Annotated in this window: 1 protein-coding gene and 1 pseudogene; both read left to right on the forward strand. The window is 57.0% G+C overall.

Annotated features, from left to right (window positions below; genetic code table 11):
* A partial coding sequence (locus DS906_RS10115) for a phosphoenolpyruvate carboxylase (RefSeq protein WP_113790070.1) occupies positions 1–848 on the forward strand: 848 nt, incomplete at its 5' end.
* A 20-nt stretch (positions 849–868) separates the two neighbouring features.
* Positions 869–1,073, forward strand: a pseudogene (gene glyA / locus DS906_RS10120) (serine hydroxymethyltransferase); the annotation flags it as partial.

Consider the following 1,073-nt stretch of genomic DNA (forward strand, 5'->3'; position numbering starts at 1 on the left):
GCGGCACAATTGCCGGGCGGTTACGTGTAACGGAACAGGGCGAAGTAGTATCGGCCAAATATGCCAACCGCGGGACAGCCGCGGCGCATCTGGAATTGCTTTTGTCCAGCACACTTCGCCACACGGCCAGTCACACTAAAACGCCGGACCGCCCAGAATTCGATGATGCGCAGGATGCGTTGTCCGAGCTTTCTCAGATGGCCTATGTTTCGCTGCTGCAAACGCCGGGGTTTCTTGAGTATTTCCAACAGGCCAGCCCGGTTGAAGAACTAGCCCGCCTGAAAATCGGATCGCGCCCCGCCCGTCGGTTCGGAGCAACCAGCCTTGATGATCTGCGTGCCATTCCATGGGTGTTTGCGTGGTCACAAAACCGGCACCTGATCACTGGCTGGTACGGGTTCGGCGCGGCTATGGTCAATTTTCGAAAGTTCCGCGGCGCACGAGGTGATGAAGTGCTCCGAGATATGTTTCGGCAGTCCCGATTGTTCCGCCTTGCGGTCGATGAAATGGAAAAGTCTCTGTACCAGACCGATATGACAATCGCGGCGAAATACAGCGAACTGGTCTGCGACGCCAACACACGCCAACGCATTCTTCAGGCAATCACCTCGGAATACTGCAAGGCCTGCGACGCTGTGAAGTTTTTGAATGGCGGGCAGATCATTGGACAGCGTTTCCCACGACTGTGTGAGCGCGTCGAACGCAAGCGAGATGAACTTGCCCGCATTCACACTCTGCAAGTCGACCTACTACGCCAGACCCGCAGTGAACCGCAGGCCGGAACGGTTCCGGTCGCTCTGCTGCAATCCATGAACGCCATTTCCGCCGGCCTTGGCTGGACCGGTTGACAATTTCAGGAGATTACAAATTGAACGCCCCGCACCGTACGCACGGATTTTTCACCCAGTCCCTGTCTGACCGTGATCCCGAGCTGTTCGGCTCGATCACATCCGAGCTGGGTCGTCAGCGCGACGAGATCGAACTGATCGCATCCGAAAACATCGTCTCAGCCGCCGTGATGGAAGCACAAGGCTCGGTGATGACCAACAAATACGCCGAAGGCTATCCCGGTC

Source organism: Ruegeria sp. A3M17 (genome assembly GCF_003318255.1).
Taxonomy (GTDB): Bacteria; Pseudomonadota; Alphaproteobacteria; order Rhodobacterales; family Rhodobacteraceae; genus Ruegeria.